This is a genomic window from Bacillus sp. FSL K6-1218 (assembly GCF_038006445.1).
GTDB lineage: Bacteria > Bacillota > Bacilli > Bacillales > Bacillaceae_G > Bacillus_A > Bacillus_A thuringiensis_S.
Genome location: NZ_JBBOVE010000001.1, coordinates 5,071,131 through 5,097,424 on the forward strand (window position 1 = coordinate 5,071,131; position 26,294 = coordinate 5,097,424).

Genomic DNA, 26,294 nt, shown 5'->3' on the forward strand with positions numbered 1-26,294 from the left:
CCTTTCACACAAACTATTCGCCTAACTTCACAAGGCTGTAGTTCTTCTTCCCTTTACGAATAATAATAAATCTTCCATCAAATGAATTTTCTACAGTAACATCCGTACCCACATCTGTTACTTTCTCACCATTCATAGAAATCGCACCATTATTAATGTCTTCGCGTGCTTGGCGTCTAGATGGTTCAATTCCTAAATCGACTAGCCACTCTACGATGTTTTTCGTCTCTTTTGAAGACTGGAACGTTGGCATTTCTTTAAAGCCTTGTTCAATTTCATCAGCTGTTAACGATTTAATATCCCCGCTAAATAACGCTGCTGTAATCTTCTCAGCTTGTAATAATGCCTCTTCTCCATGAACGAATTTCGTCATTTCTTCCGCTAACACTTTTTGCGCTTCACGTTTATGAGGTTCCGCTTCTACCTTCGCTGCTAATTCATCAATACGCTCTTTCGTTAAGAACGTAAAGTATTTCAAGTATTTAATTACGTCACGGTCATCTGTATTTACCCAGAACTGGTAAAATTCAAACGGTGTCGTTTTTTCGGGATCAAGCCAAACCGCACCACCTGCTGATTTACCAAACTTCGTACCGTCCGATTTTAATAATAACGGAATCGTTAATCCGAATACTTTCGCCTCATGACCTTCTAACTTACGAATTAAATCTAAACCACTCGTAATATTTCCCCATTGGTCACTACCACCAATTTGAAGTTGAACATCCTCTTTCGTGTATAAATGATGGAAATCCATTGCTTGCAAAATTTGGTATGTGAATTCTGTGAAAGAAATACCTGTATCTAAACGGCTTGCTACAATATCCTTCGCTAACATGCTATTGATGCTAAAGTTTTTCCCGTAATCACGTAAAAACTCAATAATATTTATTTCATGTGTCCAATCATAGTTATTTACCATCTTCACTTCGCTATTTCCGCCAAAATCAAATAGCTTTTTCATTTGCGCTGTTAACGCATCTACATTATGCTGAACCACTTCTAACGTTTGAAGTTGACGCTCCGATTGTCGTCCACTCGGATCACCAATTGTTCCTGTTGCCCCGCCAATTAAAATAACAGGATGATGGCCAGCTAATTGGAATCTCTTCATCATCATAAACGGAATCAAATGTCCGATATGCATACTATCACCAGTCGGATCAACTCCGCAGTATAGTGAAATCTTTTTCTCTTCTACTAGCTTACGTAAGCCTTCTTCGTCAGTCTGCTGATTAACGGCGCCACGCCATTCTAATTCATCAATAATATTCATTTTTTGTCATCCCCTTTATTTTTTAAAAACAAAAAAGCCCCTATGTCTACGATAGACATAGGGACGATTATTCACCGTGTTACCACCCAGTTTGCATAAATAGCATAGCTACTCATACCACTCTTAGCAATAATATCGATTGCTAGTCCGCTTAGCATTACCTAAGATACTCCAGAGTGTAATTCGCAAGTTTGTTTGTGCTAGGTTCCAGCAACCCCTAGCTCTCTCGTTAACAGTGACAAACTGCTACTGGGCTCTTTCAACGTATGTTATTTGTTAAATTATTAGCATTATATTGAATTGAAAACAAATTGTCAACAATACCCAAATATTATTTTAAAATAATTCATATCTTCATACGTATTTCGTTATTCCTTATCTTCTCCAATAATCCTTACTTCTCGCTCTAACTTCACGCCAAATTTCTCTTCAACTGTCTTTTGTACGAAGTGAATTAAATCGATGTAATCTTGTGCTGTTCCGTTATCAACATTCACCATAAATCCAGCATGTTTTAAAGAAACTTCTACTCCACCAATTCGCTTACCTTGTAGTCCTGAGTCTTGAATCAACTTACCAGCAAAGTTATTTGGTGGACGCTTAAATACGCTACCACAAGAAGGGTATTCTAGAGGCTGTTTTGACTCACGCTTAAACGTTAAATCATCCATTTTTGCTTTAATTTCTTCACGTACACCTTCTTCAAGTTCAAATCTCGCTTCAAGAATAATGTAATGGTTGTTCGCAAATACACTCTTACGATATCCAAATTCAAATGCTTCTTTCGTCAAAGTACGTAGCTCTCCATCACCTGTCATTACGACAGCTTCTGTTAATACAAACGATACTTCACCGCCATATGCACCAGCATTCATATATAATGCTCCGCCAACTGAACCTGGAATACCACAAGCAAACTCAAGACCCGTTAAGTTATGGTCTAAAGCAATACGTGATACATCAATAATTGCTGCGCCACACTGTGCTACAATCGTCGTTCCTGTTACAGTAACACCTGTAATATGAATTAAACTTACTGTAATCCCGCGAATTCCACCATCTTTAATAATGACATTCGATCCATTTCCTAAAAACGTAACTGGAATATTATATTCGTTCGCATATTTGATAACTTCTTGAATTTCATCATAATTTGTAGGCGCAACGAAAACATCTGCTTTTCCGCCAACTTTAATATGCGTATGATTCTTTAACATTTCATCTTGTTTAACATGTCCTTCAGGCAATACCGTACTTAAATATTTATAAACCTCTTGCATATTCATTTTACGATTCCTCTATTTCTATATTCATTTTATCCCGTTATACGGGCCCATAATATCCCCACATACATGAAAGAACCTAAAGTGGTGGATACAGTGTACCCAAAATCAATTCGAGACACCTATAAACCTCTTAATTTATAAGAGGTGCCACTCATATTAAAATATATATTGCATAATAAAGCAACCCAAATGGACTACTAAACTTGACATGTCATCAGAAAGACAACAATTTGTAAAATATGTGACTTTTTCAAAACACTATCCCTCAGTATCTTACTATACCATACAAAAAGAAAGTGGTATTTTTTTGTACTTTTTACTTTATTTACATCAATGAAAAAAGAGCACATTCCACAGAATGTGCTCTTTCTATACTCATTAAATTATTTTTCGTTCTCTTCTTTTTCCTTATCAAACCATAATAGCTCATCGTCATCCACTTCACCATTATAATTGATTAAAATTTCTTCTCCCGCTTTTATATCCTTATACGCGAAGAAGTTAAAAGTATGATTCTCGAAGACAATTTCATACGTTGCATTCGGATTATATGCATGATTAAATAACATGCCGTATCCTAACAGGAATGCCGTATGATTTACCCCATACTCAAATGCGTAGTCAGCAAGTAACGTTTTTTCAATGTGTTCATGCTGTTCATTCGGATAAGAGATAACTGGTGCTGAGTGAATCAACTCACCCTTTTTAATATCACGAGTTGCAAATACACCTCTATTAAATTCTCCATCACTAAGTTCAGAAGTCTTAACTTCAATCATATTCGTCACCTATATAATTCTTTCTTTGAAGTATTTTATCCCGCTATTTGCGAGGTTCAACTAATAATCAGTAGGTATTAGTCTCACTTTATCTCCTTAAGCTTGGCAGAAAACGCGCAGAAAAGCAATTAAATTACTATCAAGTATTTATTTAAATGAAAAAAGAGCACACATGGTGTGCCCTTTTCAAGAAATATTACTTTTCTAGAATATCTTCTAGTAACTTCACTTGCTCGCTAACAGTATGTAACGTCTTCACCGATATATCATTTCGATGTTTTTCTTCTTCCACACTCGCTAGCACTTCTTCTGTAGCTGTAGAAGTTTGCTGAATTACGTTAGAAGCATGCGTAACATCCTTTACAATATTCGTCGTTTTAACTTGGAAACTTTCTTGATGAACAACAACCTCTCGCATTACTTTATTAATCGCATCAATAAACTTCCCTAAATCAGTTACGTTTGTTAAAACGCTTGCTAACATTTCGTTACACTCTTCTTGTACTCTTTCTGACTTCTCTACCTGCACTTCTACCTTACTTGCTTGATTACTAAACTCCTTCAAAATCCCTTGAATTCTTCCCGCAGAACGATTTGATTCTTCAGCAAGCTTTAACACTTCACTCGCTACAATAGCAAAACCTTTTCCATGCTCGCCTGCCCTGGCAGCTTCAATATTTGCATTTAAAGCTAGCAAACTCGTCTGACTTGAAATATTCGTTATTACATCTACAATTTCATTAATTTGTTTCGATTGCATCATTAAATCTCTAAATATAATTCCAGACTGTGAAACAACATCATTTAAACTTCTCATGTTAGCTTCAAAATTTCTTAAAGTATGTACGCTACCCTTTGAAATTTCTAAACTTTTATCCACACGAGCCGATGCAGTTCTTACTTGAGATATAATTTGTTCAATATTTCCCTCCATATCATTCAATACTTCTACCGAACGATACATCATTTCTGATTGTGATTGCGTACCAACTGCTACCTCTTCAAAGGCAAAATTAATTTCACTCATCGATTCCATCGACGTGTTCATATTTTGTCTTAAATGATTGAAATTACTATCTAGTTTCACAACTGTTTCTTCAATAAGTCTTTGCGTCTCTTCTAACTCCTGAGCTTTTCTCATTACTTCTTGCTTCTCATCACTTAAACGAAGGAGCAGATTAGAACCGATTTTCGTGACGCCCCACATAGCGATTGTTACAATCGCTAACAAACTTGCGAAATTAGCAGCTTCAGATGAGGCTGTATAAGCAAAAAATTGCTCCGGCCAATAGCTACAAAGGATAAATGTGATTACAACAGCTACCCCGCCAAGAATTAAAATGAGGCGCTCACTTAAGTAAATAAGTGAAACAGCTAATGTAAAATAGACCATTTGAAATACAGCCGGGCTTTCATTAAAAGCTTGTACCATAATGTAAGACATTGTAAGCAACATAAATGTCATGATATATTTATACGCTGATTCCATACTTTTTATAAAAGTAAAAAGCGTTCCAAATACAACGACAGAAATACCACAAATCCAAAACGCTATTGCTCTCTCTGTAAAAATATATCCATAATACCCAATCGCGATTATCCCAAGGAGGAAACTACAAATCGTTATAAACAGTAATAAATGATTTTTCTGTGATTCTTTCTCAAGGTTAGAAAAACAAGTCCTCTTTAACCACTCCATATGAAGCCCCACCTTCTACTTATACATATCAATTACTTCAGTTTAAATACCGCACTTACTGGGTTATGATCGCTATTTTCAAACTTTAAATCTTTCCCTTGTACATTTACAATCTCTACATTCGGTGAAACGATAAAGCCATCAATAATAGTGACGAAATTTTCACCCTCTACATATTTCTTTACATCATCTCTCACAGTCATAACAGACGGATCTACAGCCCACTTAAAGCCACCGTCCGTAAAGTCCTTCGGTAACTCTACTAACCACTCAGGACGCTCTTTCACAAACTTCGGATCACTTAATTGAGCGTTTGAAACTAATTGATTCCAATCTCCACCCATTATTACGTAATCACCATTTTCATAATGCTTGTTCATATATTCTTTTAAATACTCTACTTGCTGTTTTCTAATTTTCCCGCCTTCATCATAAGCAGACAAATGTAAATTTACGAGTCTAACATGTTTCCCATTATTAACAGGAATTTTATATTCCACAATTGCTCGATCTAAATCAAACAAACGCTTTGGCCAAGGCTCCATTCCAGGAAGCTGGAACCTCTTCGCTTCTTGAACAGTGTATTTAGAAAACGTACTTAATCCAGCCTCCGCATATCCCATTGGATTTGTTATTGGCACTGGAACCCATTTCGTATCATAGTTCTTGCCAAATGACGAAACATAATCAGGTAATCCTTTTTTCAAAAATTCATGTCCATTTACATCAAATGAACGAAGTGACTTTATATCAACTTCTTGTAATAGCGCAAAATCACTATTCTCATTTTGTAAAAACGAAAGCATATTCTTTAAATTAGTTTCCGTTTGCTCTTTACTACTTGAACCAGATCCCTTTCCACCATCCATAAAGAAATCTTGGTCCTTATCTAACCCAGCATATCCAATATTAAATGTTGTAACTTTAAATTCATTTCCAGTCGCTAATACGCGCTCCTTATTATTCTCCACATTCAAGCTTATAACATCAGCAGGCTGTTCTTTAGTAAGTGTCATATACGCTAGAAATCCTCCTACAATGCCTGCTAAAACTAAAACACATGTAAATACGATTTTTAAAAATTTCTTCAAATAAATGACTCCTTTTCACGCGAATTTATTTTTCTTTATTTTCAGTCAAATGAAATAAAACGACACACATAAGAAACATTTTACCATAATTAAAACTGTATATCACTATATTTAGTTGATAAGTAATCGATCCCATTTTAATTACTTAAAAAACCTTCAGACATCAAAAAAAAAGAAAATTTACACCCACCTCCTCACTGGAAATTAAACGATATATTTAGTACACTATATGTAATAATCATAGGCGATGGAGTTCGCCATAAACGCTGCTTAGCTAATGACTCCTACCAGTATACATACTGGTAGGAGTCTATTTTTTTGAGCAAGCTATTTAAAGAGGTGAGAAAATTGATTTATATTATCGTTGGCATTGCTGGCATATTAGGAGCTCTTTCTCGTTATTATTTAGGCCTTAATATCACCACATTTTGGCATCATTCATTTCCATTAGCAACATTACTCATTAACTTAATCGGTTGCTTCTTCTTAGCGTGGCTAACTACTTATATCGCTCGGCTAAACCTCTTACCTTCAGAGGTTATCACAGGCATCGGGACTGGATTCATCGGTTCCTTTACGACTTTTTCAACATTTAGTGTAGAAACTGTGCAATTGATCAATCATTCTGAGTGGAGCATAGCCTTCTTATATGTATCATGTAGCATACTTGGTGGCCTCATTATGTCTGGCCTTGGCTATACACTTGGAGATTTCTTAATTAAGAAATCTCTTACGGAAGGTGATTACTCATGATAGAAGCTTTATTAGTAGCAACAGGAGGATTTTTCGGTGCGATTACACGATTTGCAATTAGCAATTGGTTTAAGAAAAGAAATAAAACACAATTTCCAATTGCTACATTCCTTATTAATATAACAGGGGCATTTTTACTTGGATATATAATTGGCAACGGAGTCACTACAGGCTGGCAACTATTATTAGGTACTGGATTTATGGGCGCATTCACTACATTTTCGACGTTTAAATTAGAATCTGTTCAGCTTCTCAATCGAAAAAATATTAGCACTTTCCTTTTATACTTAAGCGCTACTTACATAATTGGTATCCTCTTCGCATTCCTTGGAATGAAGCTAGGCGGAATATAAAAAAAAGCGACTCTAACCAGTCGCTTTCTTTCATAAGAAGTATGTCCCGCCATATGGAATGGAAAATAAACCCGCTGGATGTACATCGTAATGTACAATTTGCATCGGAAGTTGTGAATACGGCATATACTGACTTTGCATCATTTGTGCAAAATATGCTTGTTGCTGCATTTGAATAGCCTGATTCACAGCATGAATTGTCCCTTGTGCCCCAGCCAGCGTAATAGCTGCTCCTACTTGTCTACCATTATAAAAATAATGATTCATCATGATTCATCTCACTTATTCTTTTTCTTCCATATGGTATGTTTCTATTTCATAGTGAGTGTTTTGTCCCTATCGGTAGCTCCTATCTATTGCCCTTTTTCAGCTTTGAAGTAATAAATCCAAATAGTAATACACCAATACCACTAAGGAACAATACATAACTTATCGGTACTAGGAAAAAGAAAGGTTCTTCAAGGAATCCATCCGCTCCTATTTTACTGTTTGAAGCATGTATAGTTAAAGAAAGAATCGCTAAAATCATTAAAGAAATAGCTACTACGTATTTATTTTTCATTTCACATTCTCCTCTACTCATGTAATTCTCCTTAGATCGTTAACATCATATTATCTAAAACAACATTAACAGTCAATAATTATTTATTGTTTAACAATAAATAATTATTGACTAAACTAATAACAAAAAGGTTTACGAAGCATCTTAAATCACTTCGCAAACCTTCTAAATTATAAATATTTACACTTCAAACCTCTTGCTTAATACAATATACATTGCGCAAAATAGCACGAATATCCCAGCATAAATTAACAAAATCTCTACACTAAACATATCCGACAACGGACCAAATATTATCATTCCTAAAGGAAGCGCGCATGAATTCGCAATTTGTACAAGGCTAAACATCCGTCCGTGCATCGATGGTTCTACTTTCTCCTGCAATAACACAGTAACTGGTGTATTGAAGCACGGCATTGTTATACCAATTAAAAAATTAAATACTAAATACATAGTAAATATCGGTGCTATTCCGAGTCCAATCATAAGCAGTCCATATAATGCACAAGCTAGCGCTGTTGTATGCATACGATTACGAAAACCACCCCACGCCGCAATCAATACGCCACCAGCTGCCGCACCCGCACTAAAGGTCATCTCACTAGCAGTAAGTCTCCACATTTCGGCCCCGAAAGAACGAGTTACCATTAAAGGTGTTAAAAAAGCAGCTGGACTTATTAAAATCATGACGATAATCAATAAAACGATTAGCCTTTTAATAAATACATTTTCTTTTAAATAAGAGAACCCTTCTTTAATTCCTTGTAGGTTAGATTTTTGCTTACTCTCTACATTCACATGTCCTTCCACCTGAATAACAAACATAATACTAATTCCAACCACAGCCGTAATAACATCAATAAAAAATGTCGTTTCAATGCCAGCAATAGAAAGAATCGCAGCGCTTGCTGCTGGAGAAAGAAACATAATTAAAGATGTAATACTGCTATTTATTCCATTTACTTTCATAAGATACTCTTTCGGAACGATTTGCGGAATTAATGCATTCACAGCTGGCGTTTGTACCCCTGTTCCAGCTGAACGAATGAGTAACACAATAAAAAGTAACCAAATACTTTTATATCCTGTTAAAAATAAACTTGCTAAAACTAACGTCGCAATCGCTATAACCCCATCCGATAACATAATCATCTTTTTACGGTCATAACGATCAATCCAAACACCTGCAAACAAAGATATCGCAATTTGTGGTAGAAAACCGCAAACAGTTGAAATGGTCAACATCACTCCTGATGATGTTGTAAGGGTGATATACCATATAATCGCGTATTGCACGAGAGAGGAACCGAACAACGAAATAGTTTGAGCGGTCAAAAATAATATAATTTTCGTTTTCCAATTGTTTTCACTCATATGTTTCCCACCCCCTTAACTAATCCTGTCTCTATATCAAAGATGCTATCTGCCCAATCAAGATAAAAACTTGCTTCGTGAGATACGAGTATAATGCTGCCCTTAAACTTAATTAGCGCCTTTTGCAAAGCTTCCTTCGCTTCTGCATCTAAATGATTTGTCGGCTCATCTAAAATTAAGAAGTTACAAGGTGATAGTAATAATCCGCACAGTTTCACCTTCGATTGTTCACCACCACTTAACGTACGAATTTCTTGCGAAACGTGCGTATCCTTCACACCACACGCAGCTAAATGATGGCGTATTTCCTTCATATTCAGTTTAGGAAACTGCTCTGAAATAATTTGAAGCGGCGTTAAAGAATCATCGCTCCAATTTAAATCTTGCTCATAATATCCAATCTTTATTTGCTCTGAAAAGTGAAACTCTCCAGAAATACTAGCAATATTTCCAACGATTGTTTTTAATAAAGTAGATTTCCCTACTCCATTGAAACCTGTAATAACAAATTTTTGCCCACCCATTACTGAAAAATTCAACTTGGGTAAAAGAGCAAAATCGTAACCAACTTCAAGGTTATTTACTTCAAGAACTGTCTGAACTGAAATGGGAAGTTCCCGAAAATGAATAGACGGTTTATGAGTAAAATTTGGTGGTGCAATTCTTTCCATACGTTGTAACTGTTTCCTACGTCCTTGCGCTATTTTTGAATTCACTCCAGCAATATTTCTACGAATATACTCTTCCGTTTTTTCAATTCTCTTTTGCTGTGCATGGTATTGGCGAATATAATCTTTTCGTAAATGCTCCTTTTGTCTTACAAAATCTGAATATTTTCCGTAATACTTCTTCACCGTTCCGAACTCTACATCACATATACAAGAAGTTACTTTTTCCAGAAAATCAAAATCATGTGACACGACAATAAATGCTCCTTCAAAATTCATTAAATAATTAGCAAGCCACTCCACATGCTCCTTATCGAGAAAATTCGTCGGTTCATCTAGTAATAAAATATTAGGCTCTTCTAATAAGAGCTTCGCTAAAATTACCTTTGCACGCTGCCCGCCGCTTAATTCACCAATAACACGATCCATCCCAATCGCATCAATACCTAAACCGGCTGCCACCTTATTTATTACGCTGTCTACTGAATAAAAATCACGAGCCTCAAGCTGCTCTTGCATTTCAGCTGCTTTTAGTAGTTGATTTTCATCTCCAGTCATCGCACTTTCTTCATATAACTTGTTCATTCTCTTTTCCATTTCATACAAATCATAAAAAGCTCTCTTTAAATATTGTGAAATGGTATAACCCTCATCAATTTCAGCGTATTGATCAAGATGCCCAATTTGAATGTTAGGTTGCCACTTTATGTCTCCCTTATCAGAAATAATTTCCCCCACCAATATTTTCATTAATGTGCTTTTTCCTGCACCATTCTGCCCAACAATTCCCATATGCTCCCCTTTATGCAAATCAAAAGAAGCATTCTCGTATAATACTTTATCTATAAAACTATGTGATAAACTTTCAACTTTAAGTAAACTCATTTTTATTCCTCTTTTCCTGAAATTAAAAAAAGCAGAGAGATAGCGTCATTCGACACTAGCCCTCTGCTTCGTGGTTTTTCCTATACTACTCCAATTTACGGTAAAGACTCATCGGAATAATATACACAAAGGGCCATAGACAAAGCATTGTCTATGGCCCCTTAATCTATTTTATACACCAGCTGAAAAACCATAACGAAATAAGCATAGATAAACTATACTTTTTTAGAAAAGTTATTCAGCCGATGAATATAGGGGATTTATACCCCTTGATTAAGCTCCGTACAACGCTTCACCGTATACATTTGTGCGGAGCAAAGTTTTCTAATGAGTTTTACAAATTTTATATAAAGCATATTCTGCACCTTCCTTAATACTTAAAAGGGATTTTAGCATACGGTTTTACGAAGCGTCAACATTACTTCCGAATCTTTCAACTACTTGCTTTCAAAATATTGCTTCTGAAACATACACATTCTTATCGCATTATGATAGTTACCATCAACGAAAAACTCATCGATAAGCTCACCTTCTACCATAAATCCAACTTTTTTATAAACATGTACTGCTTTTTCATTTTCCTTATCCACAACTAAATATATCTTATGCATATTTAATACAGCGAAAGCATAATCCATCGCTAAACGCGTCGCCTCTGCTGCATAACCATATCCTTGATAATTCGGATCAATAATAATTTGGAATTCTGTTCTACGGTGAATATAATCGATTTCTACTAACTCAACTAATCCAACCATTTCATTGTCTTTCTCAACGATAAATCGGCGTTCGCTTTGATCATGTATATGTTTATCGTATAAGTCTTGCAGCTCTACAAATGCCTCATATGGCTCTTCAAACCAATATGACATAATATGCGCATTATTATTCAGTTCGTGTACGAACTTTAAATCTTCTCGTTCCAATGGACGTAACTTCAATTCCTGATTCATTCCTATAACCTCCAAGTAAAAGAAACCTCTTCACTTAATTTCTCGATTTTTTTCGATTTCAAACGCCCTAATTTCATTGTAAACTTTCAAGCAACTTGAAGGTCAAGATGTAAAAACTAATGTAAAAATATTATGCCGAAATTTATAACTAATTAATAAAGAATGTAGGTATTTACAGTAATTTAACGAAAAAAGAACAGTCTTTTTGCTTTCCAAAAAGCTCAGTAAGATAAAATAAAATTATAAATATATCATCGTTAAAAATTAAGAAAAGGAGCTGAATCCATGAGAATACAATATAGAAAGTATGCGTTATCTGTAATCTCATTAGCCCTATTTACTCTTATTGGTTGTACTAATAATGAGCAAAAAAACGATAAAAACGAGACATATACTTTTGAGGCTTCCAAAAAACGTGGTGATATTATTGAGAAAAACGATGAAGTTTATAACATAGAGAAATTAGATACTTTCGTAAAAAACTATAATTCAAATAAAGACGATTCAGTTAGAATTACTAAATTTAATAACAAGAACGAGCCTATTATTATTGATTTAACTGTAAAAAAAGAAAAGGAATCTACCTCCGTCTATTATGATGTCGACTACACAAAAACAAATGAGAAACATAATGAAAACCAAGAGATACAATATTCGAATACTACATGTCAAAAGATAAAGAAAGATATTGAAGACAACAAAGTAACTTATAAATTAGAATGTCCTGACACTATTCATTTGATTACAGCCCCAAAATCATAGGGTGGAAAATTCCACATAAAAAAGTAGTGCAAACTTACGTCTGCACTACTACTCTTTTCTCAAATCTCTCATATTCGATATGTATAAAGCAATAACTAAAACAAGAATTGCTCCTGCGTATAATAACGTCTCCATCGGTTCCTCATGAGACACAATAATCAATCGAATTAAGGCCGTAATTCCAATATAAATAAAATAACGTAACGGGAAATGATAATTCGATTTAAAATACTTAATAATTAATGCAATGAACTCGAAGTATAAGAAATAAACGATGATACTTTCAACCAATTTATAAGACGTATACTCTTTTGCCGAAAAAATATACTGCACAAATGTAATTGTCTCATTCACTAAGAAAATTGATAACACAATGGATAATATAATTAAAGCTATATTTAATATCCATTGCAAAACACTAGCTATAACATGATCGATATTAAATGACTTCATATTCTCTTTAGACTCCCCTTCGTATAAGTACTTATTTATTATAGCAAAATTACGATTGTAAAGAAGTTAAATCATATATTCGTCCTTTGTTGTTTCCAGTGTAGGGAAGATTTAGTGTGTGGAGAATTCTGTTTACAACCATACCCGACGAAACATTGAGGAACTCTTTCAAATTACCATTCGTACATGTCTTACTAATGAGCAATGCATAATCTCGTATAGCATCCACATGTGCCACTTTTGAAAAATCTTTACAACTTGTACAACGCCAACCCTTCTTAACTTTAACCATTGGAATAACTAAGCATTTCTCACATTGTACTCCATTTAGCAACTCCTCTTTTTCTATTTTATATTGCTCAAGTATATTTTGTTGAAGTGGAGAATGCTCCGCTATTATTTGATGAATGAGCCTATCTACATTATCTATAACTTTTCTCTTATATTTACTTTCAAACCACTTTATTTTATGAGGTAAATTGGCACTATGAATAATTGTATGAAGAAGATTGTCATCTGAAGATTTTATAATGGTACGAGGCGAGCTAATAACAACGAGGGACTCAATTGGAAGACTAGAGGAAAATCCATGTGAGTTTAACCATTTCTTTAGTTGTATTTCTTGCCTTTTTATTTGTAAAACCGGATCTGGAAATCCCTCTGAATTTCCTTCTGTTATTCGGATAAGTTGATTAAACTTTGCATCAAACATTAATGTACCTGCTATATTTTTTATCTCAAGAAAAAGAAGAAACTTTGTGGAAAGGATAATAGTATCAATTTGAAAGTATTTATCATAATTACATAAGCGAACATCATGTAAAACACTATACTCTTTCTCAGAAATAAAACTAAGCGGATAATCAATCGCTTGCTCTCCTTTATACCCCGCCATGTGTTTTGCCAAGTTTTCTCCAATTAAATTTCGTTTCGGATGATGTACAGGTAACCTTCTAAGAAGTGCTTCTAACTGTCTTATATAAATCGGCATTTTTCTCTCTTTCACAATCACCTCAAACACCCCTTTACAAATATATCAACGATTTTTTCAATATATCTATCATAACTCACAATATATCAACGATTTTTTCAATATATCTATCATAGCTCACAATATATCAACGATTTTTCTAATATATCGATCGGTCGACAATATCCGACATTACCTCACTCCAATCACTCACAGCATATCCTAGAAAAACACCTTCAGCAAAAACTTAAAATCGCATTTCCTCAAAAAAAACCATAACCCGATCCTCCAGCAAAGTTATGGTTTTTATCCTACAACGCCACTCTATCTATAACTTTGCCGTGAATTCCACAAAATCCATTTGTACTTATACCAACTTTCACTTTTTTCACAATGAAACTATATACGTTAAAATCGTTTCATAACGTTATTACTTCCGCATAGCTACAATTTATATAATAACGGTACAGTACAAATAACGTGCTGAATCACTAAGTATGGGGGAATAACGATGAACGAAGCGTTACTATTAGTAGACATACAAAATGATTACTTTGAAGGTGGCAATATGGAATTACATCAACCTGAAAAAGCCGCACAAAAAGCGAAAGAAGTTTTGAAAGTATTTCGCGAAAAGCATAAAACAGTTATTCACGTACAACATATTGCGAACAATGAAGGAGCTACTTTCTTCTTACCCGAAACAGTAGGTGTTCAAATTCATAATAATGTACAACCGATTGCTAACGAAAGAGTCATTCAAAAACATCACCCTAACAGTTTTTTAAGAACAAATTTATTAGAAACATTAAAGACAGAAAAAATAGATCAACTAGTCATTTGCGGTATGATGACTCATGTATGTATTGATGCAACAGTACGCGCTGCCAGTGACTTCGGATTTCAATGTATTGTAATTGAAGATGCTTGTACGACAAAAGATTTAGAATTTCAAGGAAATCTAATCCCCGCAGTACACGCTCATCAATCGTTCATGAGTGCATTAGAGTTTGGTGATATTTATGCAACAGTCATGTCAGCAAACTGTTTTATAAACAAAAGCAAATAAAAAATTACAGTCCCATAAAAAAAAGAAAGGATAAATATCTTATTCTTTCTTTTTTTCCATTGTCTTAATGACCGTATTTATACGATAATCACCATAATGTAAAACATCTGCAAGAGTCTCTTCTAATTGCTGATGCGAAGATGTGTGAAGAGTCATGACATAGCACCCATCGCCGCTTATACGATACATTTCAGTAATTACATCCGTTTTTCCAAAAAAGTTTTGAATTTTATTATGATAGTGTGGTGCATGCAAAAATAGTGTAACAAAGGTCATAATAGATCCTTCCAGCTTAGCCCTGTCGATATTTATCGTATATTTTTGAATGACACCTGCTTCTTCTAATTTATTAATTCGTTTCCCAACAGCCTGACCAGTCAAATGTACTATCTCCCCAATTTCCTTCCAGTTCATTCTAGCGTTTTCTTGTAGTAATTGTATAATCTTAAAATCTGTTGAATCAAACATGGACATCCCCTTCCTATACGAAACGAATTCTATAAAATCTTCATTTCCCCTACAGTTTTTCTCAAAAGTTTTGCAATACAATCGATTGGCTCCATTAGGAATTACATTATTGTTAGCGACTTTCCTTCTTCATTATAATGTATTTTTTGGATTACTCGCAGGCACTACAACAGGCTAGCGATTTTTTATAAATATGAACATTTTTTAGGAATTAGTTTATCTTTTTTTAATGTTTTATTTAGAGGCAGTTTATAGTCGGGTATTAACATAAGAAACGTAGCAACTAAGTTCATATATGACGCACTGCTACTATAATCGCAAACCGTGCTACTTAAAATCATAAAATAAGGAGACGATAAAACATGAACAAAAAAACAAAAGCACTATCATCCGTACTGCTCGGATTCACATTAGCATTAACAGGGTGTGCTGGTACTAAAGCTGAAGAAAATCATAGTAAACAAAAACAAGAACAAGTTGCTAAAGAAACAAAAAAGGAAAATAAATTAACTAAAGGGCAAAAAATGGCTGATATTCTTAGCGAGACAAATTGGCAAGGTACACGAGTGTATGACAAAGATAAGAATGACTTAACAAAAGAGAATGCAAACTTCATTGGTCTTGCAAAATATGATGCGAAGTCAGGAAGATATGAATTTTTTGATGCTAAAACAGGTGCAAGTCGTGGTGATAAAGGAACTTTCTTTGTCACAAATGATGGGAAGAAGAGAATATTAATTTCAGAATCAATGAAGTATCAAGCTGTCGTTGACATGACAAAACTAAATAAAAATATATTTACTTATAAACGAATAGGGAAAGACGCTAATGGTAAAGATGTAGAAGTTTTCGTTGAACATATTCCATATAAAGAAAAAGAACTTTCTTTCACTGATCCGGACAAGCAGCTGAACACGACTACAGGCGATATTGTTAAAAACGTTGATGGAGATAAAATTTTGGGCGGCACCCTTTGGCACGGAACAAAGGTATTAGATGAAACTGGTAACGATGTAACACAGTTTAATTCGAATTTTATAAGTCTAGCAAAATTTGATGCCAAATCTAATAAATATGAGTTCTTCAATAGCGAAACAGGTCAAAGCCGCGGTGATTATGGCTACTTCGATGTTGTACACGAAAATAAAATAAGAGCCCATGTTTCAATTGGAAATAATAAATATGGTGCTGCTCTTGAACTTACTGAACTAAATAAGAATAAATTTACGTATAAAAGAACTGGTAAAGACCAAGCTGGTAAGGATATAACTATATTCGTTGAACATGAACCTTATAAAGGGGATATGAAACCACAATTTAGCTTTTAAAAATGTTTAATTAAAGATCCTGTACTGAGTTGCAAGATCTTTCTTAAGACAAAATTATTTATGATTCTCTTGAAAGAAATCGTCTCATATCCCCCCTCAACACTTCAGCTTAATTGTTGAATATAACAACTTTAAAAAGCCTTACTACACATAAATTGTAGTAAGGCTCTGACTATTTAAGATAAACATTAAACGACTTCATTATCTCTATACAAATAAAGTTTAGCAAATAATGTTACTATCTCCTCCAAAGAAAAGAAACCTTATTTCAACTTTCCTATTGATAAGTTAACACGATAGTTCCCGTATTTTAATAGTCGTCCTAGAAAGTTATCTAAGTCTTCGTTGGAAGCAAAATGTGTTTTTAATAAATAACACCCCTCACCACTTATACGGTGTACTTCAGAAATCCCTTCTTCTCCTTGAAAGAAATTCATAAACTCTTGGTGATTAGCTGTTGTTACGAACAAAGTAACAAATGCCGTCACTACTTGCCCTAATTTGATTCGGTTTATTGCAATTGTATACTGTTCAATAATCCCTAAATCCTCTAATCTTCGAATTCGATTTCCTACAGCTTGCCCCGTCATATGTATTTTTTGGCCAAGTTCTTTCCATTGTATTCTTGAGTTTTCTCCTAATAATTTCAGTATCTCAAAATCTGTTTGATCAATGATATAAACCAATCCTTTCACCGTGAAAGTAGAAAGCCCGAAAGTGTTTCGCCAACTTATTCTGCTTATCGATACAATTCACTATACTTAGTTTATCCTCTTACATCACATTATTTATCAGCTATATTTACTTATAACACAGAGGACACAACAAAAAAATACATCTAGATTTAAAGGAGGTTACAAATATGTTATTACAAGAAATTCTATCGTTCAATGAACATTTTGTAGAAAATAAGGAATACGCTCCTCGTGAAGCGACAAAAATGCCTAAAAAACGTATGGTTGTTGTTTCTTGCATGGATGCTCGCTTAATTGAGCTACTTCCAAAAGCTTTAGATATACACGATGGTGATGCAAAAGTTATCAGAAATGCAGGTGGTAAAATTGCTTCTGCTTTCGATAGTGTTATGCAAAGTGTTGTAGCGTCAGTATACGATTTAAATGCAGATGAAATCTTCCTTATTGGACACCATAGATGTGGCGCGAGCCAAACGAATCCAAAAGGAACACTTCAAAAAATATTAGATCGTGGAGTAGCTTCATCAGAAATTTTATCAGCGATTGAATATGCTGGTATTGACCTTGAAAAATGGTTATTCGGATTCGATGATGTTTGCGACTCAACGCAAGCTAATGTTGATTTAGTAAGAAATCATCCACTTATCCCAAAAGATGTTCCTGTACATGGTTTAGTTATTGACCCTCACACAGGTAAACTAGATGTAGTGGTTGATGGATATAAAGCGTTAAATAGTAAAACAAAATAATAATTATCACGTATATGAAGGGAAGTTATGAGATATGAAAAAACAAGTATTAGATATGAATAGACAAGAAGCTACGCAAAAAATTTTAGCGGCAAAAATTAAAAAAGGGTTAACTTGGGAAGAAATTGCAAAAATAAGTGAACACTCTGAGACTTGGGTTGTAACAGCGTTATTAGGACAAGCTACAATGACACGTCCAGAAGCAGAAAAAATTGGTAAACTATTAGAATTAGATGAAGAAGTAGTTCAAGCATTAACAGTAGTTCCACTTCGCGGCCAAGTAATGGAAATGCCTCCTACGGACCCGATTGCATATCGTTTATATGAAATGATGTTACAATATGCACCAACTATTAGAGAATTAATCTTAGAAAAAGCCGGCGAAGGTGTAATGAGTGCAATTAACTTCAACTTGGGTGTTGATACACAAGAAGATCCAAAAGGTGGCGATCCTCGTATCGTGATTACACTTAACGGTAAATTCTTACCATTCCGTGCATGGTAATTAATTAAAAATCTATCTATATAATTAAATTGATTTTATAGATTTACAAAATCCATCCTTTTTAATCTAACTGTGTAGAAAGGATGGATTTTTAATATGAGATTCTTTTTCGGCAAAGGAGAATAATATGAATAAAAAATGCTTTGATACGAGCTTTAATATTCTACAATGGTTTGTGTTTCTATTAGCAAATACAATTGCATTACCTATAATTATTGGTGGCATATTCCATTTACCAATAGAGGATGTCTCAACATTAATGCAGCGAACTTTTTTAGTTGTAGGAATAAGTTCATTTATACAAGTATGGTTTGGGCATCGCTATCCCATCGCGGATGGGCCAGCCGGTTCATGGGTAAGTATATTTGTCATATTGGGACAAATCGCTATGCATCAGGGACAAAGTGTAAAAGACGTGTTGCAACTTTTAGAAGGTGGATTAATTATTTCAGGTATATTACTCTTCATTCTTGGTATAACAGGGCTTGTTCATCGAATCTTACGTTTATTTACCCCTTTAGTTACAGGAACTTTTCTTTTAATCTTAGCATTTCAGCTTAGTGGTGTGTTACTAAAAGGAATGATAGGATTACAAGGATCTGCAACTCATCCTGACTATACAACAGCTACTATTGCTCTCTTTGTTTTTGCCCTTATTACTTTCTTATCAATTAAAGGGAAAGGATGGATGAAAAGTTACGCTGTATTACTTGGAATTTCATGCGGTTGGCTTTTGTATGCAGTATTAGGAAAATCATCTCATATGCCTTCGCACACAACGCTAGTTAAGTTACCAGAGATATTTGCTTGGGGCACACCTAGATTCGATATTGGAATGACTCTAACTGCAACTTTATTTACATTTCTTTTAGTTGCAAATACAATCGCTGCTATTTCGGCTGTAAAACAAGTGGCTCAATTATCTAAAGAAAATGAAAGGCAAACACTGAACCGTGGTGTATGGGTCGGAGGTATATCACATATTATCTCGTCGTTGTTCTCTACAATTGGAATTGTACCATTACCTGCATCAGCAGGATTTATCCAACTAACAGGACAAAGAAAAGTGAAGTCGTTCCTTATAGCAAGTCTTATATTAGCAGGGATTTCTTTTATTCCCTCAATTGTAAACTTTATATCCTTGCTACCAGGGCCTATTGCTAATGCTGCACTTTTAGCAACATTTGTCCAAGTAATAGGCATTTCATTTCAATCCATTTTACGTGAAGCAGTAAATCAACGCCGATTAACTATATTAGGAATTTCATTATTAATCAGTTTAGGAATATTGTTTCTTCCAGAAAATGCATTTAGCGGAATTCCTTCTTCCTTACAATATGTTTTAAGTAATGGCTTACTTGTGGGTACCATGCTTGTCATTCTATTAGAACAATTTTGGAAAGAGTAAAAAGCGTCCTACTTATAGGGCGCTTTTTTTTATAACTAGTGACTAATACTAGCAGTTGGATATAATGTTGTTCCTCCAATTGAAACTTTAATTTCATTTGTTAATGGAACGTTTTGTTCATTAATAATTGTTCTCCACCATTCCCATGCAAGACCTGTACATTCTCTTGCTACAATTTTTATATTTTTTGAATTTGGTGGAAGAGGGATAACTGTAGAGTAATGAGCCGTTTTGTCTTTTCCGCTACCATCCCATGTTTTATGTGTTAGTACTTCGTTACCCTTTTGGTCAAATGTGAATTCATCCCAAGATACATCAAATTGAGCAACGTATGCACCGTAATGATCAAGTGTCATTTTAGCACTTGAATATTCTGTAGTTGTCGTCTCAATATAATCTGTATTATTATGAACAGCAGCAGTTGCATTATCTTTTAAGAAAGTACTTGTATATGAAATTGGGTATGCTGGATTTTTAAGACTTAATTCAGCATTATCTTTAATGATATTTCGGATTTCATTGAAATCTTTAGTAACAACCTTGTTATGCTCTTTCGCATCTCCGCCTAATACTACAGCAGTAAAGGTACTTTCTTCAAAAATATCTTTATACTGTCCACTTGTTTCAACGCTGTTATTCTTAAGTAAGGCTTTAAAAGCAGCTTGTACATCTTTGCTCTTAGATGTTGTTTCTAATTTTACATAAATCGTTCTACCATAAGCTACATTTGAAACCATAACAGGTGGAGTCGAATTACTTACGCCTTTTCGAGTTAACTCGTCAAAAGTAACACTATTATCAAAAAGGTCGGATGGATTGTTAGGTAGTTCAGCACTTACCGTATAAAATATTTGCTTATACGCCGCTACCATCACTTTTTTCTCTCCATTTGCAACTGCATTAAAATCAATGTTTAGACTGTTATCAAGATATTTAGCGTTAACATTAAGAGCACTTGCTATTTGTGATTTACTATAAACCATAGATTCCGTATACTGCATTCTTGCAGGTAACGTATGTGTTGTAGAATACTTTTCATTCCAAGTAGATACTAAATCGTCTACTGCTCCAGCTACATTACCATATGTCGGATTTTGGACAGTGATTGTATTTTCTTTTCTCATGCCCGGTAAGTCTATACTAATATTCAAAGGCTTTCTCTTAGCCACTAATAAACTCGGTTGATTGTCTGCAAAAGCTTTATTAGCAAGTTGTACAGCTCCTGGATACGTGCGATTCACTACAGAATCAATAATTGAAATATCGACTGGTGACGTTGTAAGTGATTTTTTCTCGCGTTCCACTACTACAAATTTACCATTTGAATTGATACTTTCTTTCGGAACAAAACTTTCCACTTTATCACCATTTACAGCTAAAACCTCTTGATTATTATATTTAAGATTTGCTATACCAGTATCAATGCCACTAGCATTTTTAGTTACATCAGTTGCATTACTTGCTTGTGTTTCTGCGAAGGAAATAGATGAATAATTAATAGTGCATAGACTAACTAATAAACATGCAAGGAACTTTCTTCTTTTAGTGTTTTTCTTAATATTCAGAAAAATCACCCCGTTCTTTTTTTAGTAAAATATGATAATGATTGATAAATGATAGCTAACTAATAAACTTACATAAATACTTTTAAAAGTTCTTGAATTAACGGGATTACGCCACCTACAAATTTTAAAACTGCCATTGCGATTTCCATATTATTTCCTCCTTTTTCTTGCTACGAAAATGTGATTTATCTTTATGCCCTCATTATAGTGACCCCTTACACTTTTATCAATACACTCTGATATGCAATATTACATATAAAAAAACAAGCTGAATTCTTTTAAAAAGTTATACAGAGATATTTTTTCCGTTTGGTACATACTTGAAAAGGTGAAGCGTTCTTTTTCATTTTATGAGTAATCACATAAAAAAAGCTGCTGCCTATAAAATATAGACAGCAACTTCAACTAGAGTGTCTTGCATAATCTACGCAAGACATTTTATAACTAATAAACTGCGATTGGCCCATAAGGACCATTAATAATCTCTATTTTTGTTTCAAAAATATCTGTCAAAAGTGTTGGGTCCATAACCTCTTCTACTGTTCCGAAAGCAGCAATTTGTCCATCTTTCATAGCACAAATTTTATCCGAGTATTTAGCTGCAAAATTTATGTCATGCATAACAGTCAAAATTGTTCTTCCAAATTCATTAGCTGCACGTCTCAAATGCTCCATCATTTGAACAGAACGAGCAACATCAAGGTTGTTCAAAGGTTCGTCCAAAAGTACATATTCCGTCTCTTGGCACAATACCATCGCTACATATGCCCTTTGTCTTTGACCACCAGAAAGCTCATCTAAATATCTATTCTCTAAACTAGTTAAATCTAAGAAATCGATATATTTAGAAATGATAACCTCATCTTCTTTAGTCAATCTTCCCTTTGAATAAGGAAAGCGCCCAAATCCAACTAATTGTCTAACAGTAAGCCTAGTTACAAAATGATTTTCTTGTCGCAATATAGTCAAAATTTTTGCTAAGTCTTTTGATTTAGATTCAGAAACATCCATATTTGCTACCTGAATTTGACCTTCATCCATATCTAAAAGTCTGCCAATCATCAAAAGTGTCGTTGACTTTCCAGCACCATTTGGTCCAATTAAAGAAGTAAAGCCTGCTTTTGGTATTTCAATATCCAAAGGTCCTATCTTCACCTTATCAGTATAGAACTTTTTAACATTATCAATTTTTATCATAAAGCCCTCTTCCTTAAAACTATAGTTAAGAATATGATTCCACCAAATAATTCAATAATAACTGAAACTACACCTTGAGCATGGAATACATGATACATTAAAAAGTATGCACTCGTCATTATTAAAAATCCTATAGCAAAAGCCATCGGAAAAATGTATCTATGATCATAAGTTGACGCTGCCTGATAACTCAAAGTTGCTACTAAAAAGCCGTAGAAAGTAAGTGGTCCAATTAGAGCTGTTGAAATGGACATCAAAATAGCTACTAATACAAGCGTATAAATTACACTAGGTTGATATTTAACGCCAAAAGAAGTAGCAACATCTTTTCCTAGTGACAAAACATTCAAATTCTTAGAATGAGCCAAAATTAATACTGCTACAATTATGATCATAGGAATTACAATAGGAAAATATGCAGGGTCTGCATGATTAACAGAACCAAATAATCTTGCTTGTAAAATATCAAATTCTGAAGGCGCAAGTAGTTTTCTCATGAAAGTTGACACAGAATTTAGCCCGGTACCAATAATAATTCCAACTAAAAGCATAAGTTGTAAATTCCCGTATTTACCGGAAAGTAACCATCCATAAAGTATCAAACTCATGAAGACCATAACAACAACTTGGAATAAAAATGATCCAATTCCATTAAAATTTATTAATGCACTAGCACCAAAGAAGAATATTGTACTCGTTTGAATTGCTGAATAAAGTGATTCGAAACCTAAAAGCGAAGGAGTAATAATTTTATTATTCGTAATAGATTGGAAAGCAACTGTCGACAAGCTATGGCAAACTGCAGCGATAATCATTGCAACAATAGCTACTATCCTTCTCTTAACAACTGGAATAAAAGAAGGTGAATCTATCGGAACTGGATTGTTATAAACTAAAAGTCCATACGAAGAAAGGAGACCTAAAGCAATCAATGTAATCAGTAAAATCCAATAACGTCTTGCTTCCTTCTTAGACCGAAAAGCACTGGCCGATCTACTTTCATTATGAAGGCTAGAATCGATTTCGACATTTTCTTTATTTCTATAATCTAATGTGATCATCGCAGCCTCCTTGGTTTTCTTTGTCTCAATAAAATAGTAATAAACACGACTGCTCCCACTGTTGCAAGTATTAAAGAAACAGGTACTTCAAAAGGCTGTATAATTGTTCGAGAAATGATGTCACAGGCAGTTATTGACCCCATTCCGATCACACAAACCCAAGGTAAATTACTCCTAAGATCATCACCTCTAAACATTGAAACGATATTTGGCACAATTAATCCTAAGAAAGGCAAGTGTCCAATAACAGCTGCAACAATTCCAACTGCAACAGAGATAAGAGCAGTCCCAAAAAGAACAATTCTATTGTAATTAACTCCAAGGCTTGTTGCGACATCTTCTCCTAGTCCAGCTAAAGTCAATCTATTAGCATACATAAAAATAAGAAAAGTAATGATAACAATCAGCCATAAATATTCATATCTTCCCACCTGAACGTTAGCAAATGAACCTACGAACCAAGTTTCAATACTTTGCGTCTTTTGAAAAAGGAGTCCCAAAAAAGTAGACACTGCAGAAATTACTGCTCCAAGCATCAATCCAATAATCGGGACAATTAAAGACGAACGAAGCTTAACTCTTCTTAAAAATAGAAAGAAAATCATAGTTCCTATAAAAGAAAAAATGATTGCACCAGTCATTCTTTGAACTAAAGTTGGGGCAGGAAATAGTAAATATACAAAAAGCAGGCCTAAGCCTGACCATTCAATAGTCCCTGTTGTAGTAGGTTCAACAAAGCGATTCTGTGTAATGAGTTGCATTACGAGCCCTGCCATCGCCATTGCAGCTCCAGTAAGCATTAATGCAACTGTTCTCGGAACACGAGTTATGAAAAACATCTCCATTCCGTCCTCTTGTCCACGTATATCATAAACTCCAGTAAACAGTGATATAATCCCTAAAATTATAACAACTATAATCGCTATTATAAAAGGTTTTGTCCATAATTTATTGTGATTATAAAACTGGGGTTGAGAAATATTCTCAACCCTAGAAATTATATTTTTTGACACTGCTTCGTACTCCTTTACACTACTTAGCTAAAGTTTTTGCAATATTTCCAAACAACTCTATATAAGTTTGAATTGATTCATTTGTGTAAGTATCTTCTGGTGCATAAATAACCTGGTTTTTAGAAACAGCAGTTGTGTTTTGAAGAGCAGGTGATTTAGAAATAACATCCTTAGCTGGAGCTGAAGTAGCTGCATCAGATGTTGCAGCATCACGATCTAATACGAAAATCCAATCAGGATTTGTTTGTGCAATAGCTTCAACAGAAACGTCGTCACCTTTATGACCTGCAGTAGAATTAGAAACTTCTAATGCTGGAACCCAACCGAAAATTTCATACATTGGTCCCCAAACACGACCAGAATGTGGAGCAGCAAAACCAATATTCCCACCAGTAACGATAACACTCATAACTTTATCTTTTCCGTTATAAGCAGATTTTGCGTTTTCAATAGATTTATCAAAATCAGCTACTAATTTTTTTGCTTCTTTATCTTTATCAAAGATTTTTCCTAAAGTAACTGTAGAATCTTTAAGTCCTTTTACTAAGTTTTCGCCAGGCTTAGTAGCTTTCTCAGAAACATCAAAATTAAGATCAATAACAGCTGCATTTGGTACTAATTTTTTAATTTCTTCGTAATGACCAGCAAATCTTTGACCAACAATTACAAGTTCTGGATTTGCAGCTGCAATAATTTCAAGATTTGGTTCACGGTGATTTCCAATATTTTGAACTGAATTATCCTTTTTATATGCTGAATCTGCAGGCATGATATCCTTTGGAGCAGCTGCTAATTTAATTCCCCAATCAGATAAAGTTTCAAAAGTTCTGTTATCCAAAGCAACTACATTCTTTGGGTTTACAGGGACTTTAACAGTTCCATGAGCATCAGTGATTTCAACCGTTTTTGGCTTATCACTACCATTATCTTTATTATTAGCCTTCGAAGTTTCTTTACTTGAATCTGAGCAAGCCACTAACATTAAAGTAAAAATTGCTAGAATACTCACTAATTTTAAAAGCATAGATTTTTTCATATGTATACTCCTTATAATGTGATTTATTTCGAAAATGATGACATCCATAGATTGAATTAGAAAGTAACTTTTATTCAATTGAATCGCTATTGATAATCATTTTCATTTGAACATCCTGTTAATTAGTATAGTCATTAATTCTGTGAAAATCTTGTGAATGGTGTGAATTCATAAAATCAGGCATAAAAAGTAATATGTGAAGTCAGGCGTGTTGATTAACCATGATTTCCTCTACAAAACACACTCATTAATAGCTAATATTTTTATAATCCATTTTTTTACGTCTTTTAATATTTCTAAGAAACTATTTGATTATTAGATTCAATAGAAAAAAGA

Annotated in this window: 27 protein-coding genes, 1 riboswitch and 1 other annotated feature; of the genes, 8 read left to right on the plus strand and 19 right to left on the minus strand. The window is 34.2% G+C overall.

Annotated features, from left to right (window positions below):
- Positions 1-13: 13 nt before the first annotated feature.
- From tyrS to MHI26_RS26120, 5 genes are all read right to left on the minus strand, one after another.
- Positions 14-1,276, minus strand: a complete 1,263-nt coding sequence (gene tyrS / locus MHI26_RS26100; RefSeq protein WP_016513209.1) for a tyrosine--tRNA ligase — start codon at positions 1,274-1,276, stop codon at positions 14-16.
- A 56-nt stretch (positions 1,277-1,332) separates the two neighbouring features.
- Positions 1,333-1,548, minus strand: a binding site (T-box leader).
- A gap of 96 nt (positions 1,549-1,644) precedes the next feature.
- Positions 1,645-2,562, minus strand: coding sequence for a UDP-N-acetylmuramate dehydrogenase (gene murB / locus MHI26_RS26105; RefSeq protein WP_001057106.1), 918 nt, complete (start codon positions 2,560-2,562; stop codon positions 1,645-1,647).
- 383 nt (positions 2,563-2,945) lie between these two features.
- Complete coding sequence (locus MHI26_RS26110; protein ID WP_000573651.1) at positions 2,946-3,341, minus strand: SET domain-containing protein; 396 nt, start codon at positions 3,339-3,341, stop codon at positions 2,946-2,948.
- A gap of 196 nt (positions 3,342-3,537) precedes the next feature.
- Positions 3,538-5,040, minus strand: a complete 1,503-nt coding sequence (locus MHI26_RS26115; protein WP_061666142.1) for a DUF4077 domain-containing protein — start codon at positions 5,038-5,040, stop codon at positions 3,538-3,540.
- Between the two features lie 32 nt (positions 5,041-5,072).
- Positions 5,073-6,131, minus strand: a complete 1,059-nt coding sequence (locus MHI26_RS26120; protein ID WP_061666143.1) for an endonuclease/exonuclease/phosphatase family protein — start codon at positions 6,129-6,131, stop codon at positions 5,073-5,075.
- A 234-nt stretch (positions 6,132-6,365) separates the two neighbouring features.
- A riboswitch (Fluoride riboswitch) is annotated at positions 6,366-6,425 on the plus strand.
- Between the two features lie 54 nt (positions 6,426-6,479).
- Here MHI26_RS26120 and crcB (MHI26_RS26125) point away from each other — a divergent pair.
- Together crcB (MHI26_RS26125) and crcB (MHI26_RS26130) are read left to right on the plus strand one after the other, a co-directional pair.
- A complete protein-coding gene (gene crcB, locus MHI26_RS26125; RefSeq protein ID WP_000639316.1) occupies positions 6,480-6,884 on the plus strand; it encodes a fluoride efflux transporter CrcB in 405 nt (134 codons plus the stop codon).
- Positions 6,881-7,237, plus strand: coding sequence for a fluoride efflux transporter CrcB (gene crcB / locus MHI26_RS26130; RefSeq protein ID WP_061666145.1), 357 nt, complete (start codon positions 6,881-6,883; stop codon positions 7,235-7,237). The genes crcB (MHI26_RS26125) and crcB (MHI26_RS26130) overlap by 4 nt, the downstream gene beginning before the upstream one ends.
- 30 nt (positions 7,238-7,267) lie before the next feature.
- Here crcB (MHI26_RS26130) and MHI26_RS26135 read toward each other — a convergent pair whose 3' ends face one another.
- From MHI26_RS26135 to speG, 5 genes are all read right to left on the minus strand, one after another.
- Entirely contained in the window at positions 7,268-7,507 is a 240-nt protein-coding gene (locus MHI26_RS26135; RefSeq protein WP_000980956.1) for a DUF3947 family protein, read from the minus strand.
- Between the two features lie 79 nt (positions 7,508-7,586).
- Positions 7,587-7,820, minus strand: a complete 234-nt coding sequence (locus tag MHI26_RS26140; protein WP_061666146.1) for a DUF3955 domain-containing protein — start codon at positions 7,818-7,820, stop codon at positions 7,587-7,589.
- 159 nt (positions 7,821-7,979) lie between these two features.
- Positions 7,980-9,173 carry an MFS transporter gene (locus MHI26_RS26145; RefSeq protein ID WP_061666147.1) on the minus strand — a complete coding sequence of 398 codons (1,194 nt, stop codon included), beginning with the start codon at positions 9,171-9,173 and terminating at the stop codon, positions 7,980-7,982.
- Positions 9,170-10,726: an ABC-F family ATP-binding cassette domain-containing protein gene (locus MHI26_RS26150; RefSeq protein ID WP_061666148.1), complete on the minus strand. Its 1,557-nt coding sequence runs from the start codon at positions 10,724-10,726 to the stop codon at positions 9,170-9,172. Before MHI26_RS26150 ends, MHI26_RS26145 begins: the two co-directional genes overlap by 4 nt.
- A 437-nt stretch (positions 10,727-11,163) precedes the next feature.
- Positions 11,164-11,679 carry a spermidine N1-acetyltransferase gene (gene speG / locus MHI26_RS26155; RefSeq protein WP_061666149.1) on the minus strand — a complete coding sequence of 172 codons (516 nt, stop codon included), beginning with the start codon at positions 11,677-11,679 and terminating at the stop codon, positions 11,164-11,166.
- A 285-nt stretch (positions 11,680-11,964) separates the two neighbouring features.
- On the opposite strand from speG, the gene MHI26_RS26160 reads away from it, so the two are divergent.
- Positions 11,965-12,441 carry a DUF4362 domain-containing protein gene (locus MHI26_RS26160; protein ID WP_001222628.1) on the plus strand — a complete coding sequence of 159 codons (477 nt, stop codon included), beginning with the start codon at positions 11,965-11,967 and terminating at the stop codon, positions 12,439-12,441.
- A gap of 48 nt (positions 12,442-12,489) precedes the next feature.
- Here the strand turns inward: MHI26_RS26160 and psiE are convergent, their stop codons facing one another.
- The gene (gene psiE, locus MHI26_RS26165) at positions 12,490-12,894 is read right to left on the minus strand and encodes a phosphate-starvation-inducible protein PsiE (RefSeq protein ID WP_000834708.1); all 405 of its coding nucleotides are present in this window, start codon (positions 12,892-12,894) and stop codon (positions 12,490-12,492) included.
- 49 nt (positions 12,895-12,943) lie between these two features.
- Entirely contained in the window at positions 12,944-13,900 is a 957-nt protein-coding gene (locus MHI26_RS26170) for a nuclease-related domain-containing protein (RefSeq protein WP_061666164.1), read from the minus strand.
- A 475-nt stretch (positions 13,901-14,375) separates the two neighbouring features.
- On the opposite strand from MHI26_RS26170, the gene MHI26_RS26175 reads away from it, so the two are divergent.
- Positions 14,376-14,933, plus strand: coding sequence for a cysteine hydrolase family protein (locus tag MHI26_RS26175; protein WP_001001090.1), 558 nt, complete (start codon positions 14,376-14,378; stop codon positions 14,931-14,933).
- Between the two features lie 39 nt (positions 14,934-14,972).
- Here MHI26_RS26175 and MHI26_RS26180 read toward each other — a convergent pair whose 3' ends face one another.
- On the minus strand, positions 14,973-15,401 hold the full coding sequence (locus MHI26_RS26180) for an Lrp/AsnC family transcriptional regulator (protein ID WP_225988051.1): 429 nt from the start codon (positions 15,399-15,401) through the stop codon (positions 14,973-14,975).
- Positions 15,402-15,763: 362 nt separating this feature from the next.
- Here MHI26_RS26180 and MHI26_RS26185 point away from each other — a divergent pair, with 362 nt between their 5' ends.
- On the plus strand, positions 15,764-16,729 hold the full coding sequence (locus tag MHI26_RS26185) for a DUF4822 domain-containing protein (RefSeq protein ID WP_001036623.1): 966 nt from the start codon (positions 15,764-15,766) through the stop codon (positions 16,727-16,729).
- 263 nt (positions 16,730-16,992) lie between these two features.
- Here MHI26_RS26185 and MHI26_RS26190 read toward each other — a convergent pair whose 3' ends face one another.
- The gene (locus MHI26_RS26190; protein WP_002008929.1) at positions 16,993-17,424 is read right to left on the minus strand and encodes an Lrp/AsnC family transcriptional regulator; all 432 of its coding nucleotides are present in this window, start codon (positions 17,422-17,424) and stop codon (positions 16,993-16,995) included.
- A gap of 167 nt (positions 17,425-17,591) precedes the next feature.
- Here MHI26_RS26190 and MHI26_RS26195 point away from each other — a divergent pair, with 167 nt between their 5' ends.
- From MHI26_RS26195 to MHI26_RS26205, 3 genes are all read left to right on the plus strand, one after another.
- Positions 17,592-18,173, plus strand: a complete 582-nt coding sequence (locus MHI26_RS26195; protein ID WP_000926482.1) for a beta-class carbonic anhydrase — start codon at positions 17,592-17,594, stop codon at positions 18,171-18,173.
- A gap of 55 nt (positions 18,174-18,228) precedes the next feature.
- Positions 18,229-18,678, plus strand: a complete 450-nt coding sequence (cynS, locus tag MHI26_RS26200; RefSeq protein ID WP_042973444.1) for a cyanase — start codon at positions 18,229-18,231, stop codon at positions 18,676-18,678.
- A gap of 127 nt (positions 18,679-18,805) precedes the next feature.
- Complete coding sequence (locus MHI26_RS26205) at positions 18,806-20,086, plus strand: purine/pyrimidine permease (protein WP_001034291.1); 1,281 nt, start codon at positions 18,806-18,808, stop codon at positions 20,084-20,086.
- A gap of 35 nt (positions 20,087-20,121) precedes the next feature.
- On the opposite strand, the gene alo is transcribed toward MHI26_RS26205, so the two are convergent.
- The 5 genes from alo to MHI26_RS26230 form a co-directional block, all read right to left on the minus strand.
- Positions 20,122-21,660, minus strand: coding sequence for an anthrolysin O/cereolysin O family cholesterol-dependent cytolysin Alo (gene alo / locus MHI26_RS26210; RefSeq protein WP_061666150.1), 1,539 nt, complete (start codon positions 21,658-21,660; stop codon positions 20,122-20,124).
- 435 nt (positions 21,661-22,095) lie between these two features.
- Positions 22,096-22,848, minus strand: coding sequence for an iron ABC transporter ATP-binding protein (locus MHI26_RS26215; protein ID WP_000590056.1), 753 nt, complete (start codon positions 22,846-22,848; stop codon positions 22,096-22,098).
- Positions 22,845-23,909: an iron chelate uptake ABC transporter family permease subunit gene (locus tag MHI26_RS26220; RefSeq protein ID WP_000631122.1), complete on the minus strand. Its 1,065-nt coding sequence runs from the start codon at positions 23,907-23,909 to the stop codon at positions 22,845-22,847. Before MHI26_RS26220 ends, MHI26_RS26215 begins: the two co-directional genes overlap by 4 nt.
- The gene (locus MHI26_RS26225) at positions 23,906-24,922 is read right to left on the minus strand and encodes an ABC transporter permease (RefSeq protein ID WP_000041818.1); all 1,017 of its coding nucleotides are present in this window, start codon (positions 24,920-24,922) and stop codon (positions 23,906-23,908) included. The genes MHI26_RS26220 and MHI26_RS26225 overlap by 4 nt, the downstream gene beginning before the upstream one ends.
- Before the next feature lie 19 nt (positions 24,923-24,941).
- Positions 24,942-25,958: a siderophore ABC transporter substrate-binding protein gene (locus MHI26_RS26230; protein WP_000749437.1), complete on the minus strand. Its 1,017-nt coding sequence runs from the start codon at positions 25,956-25,958 to the stop codon at positions 24,942-24,944.
- Between the last annotated feature and the right edge of the window lie 336 nt (positions 25,959-26,294).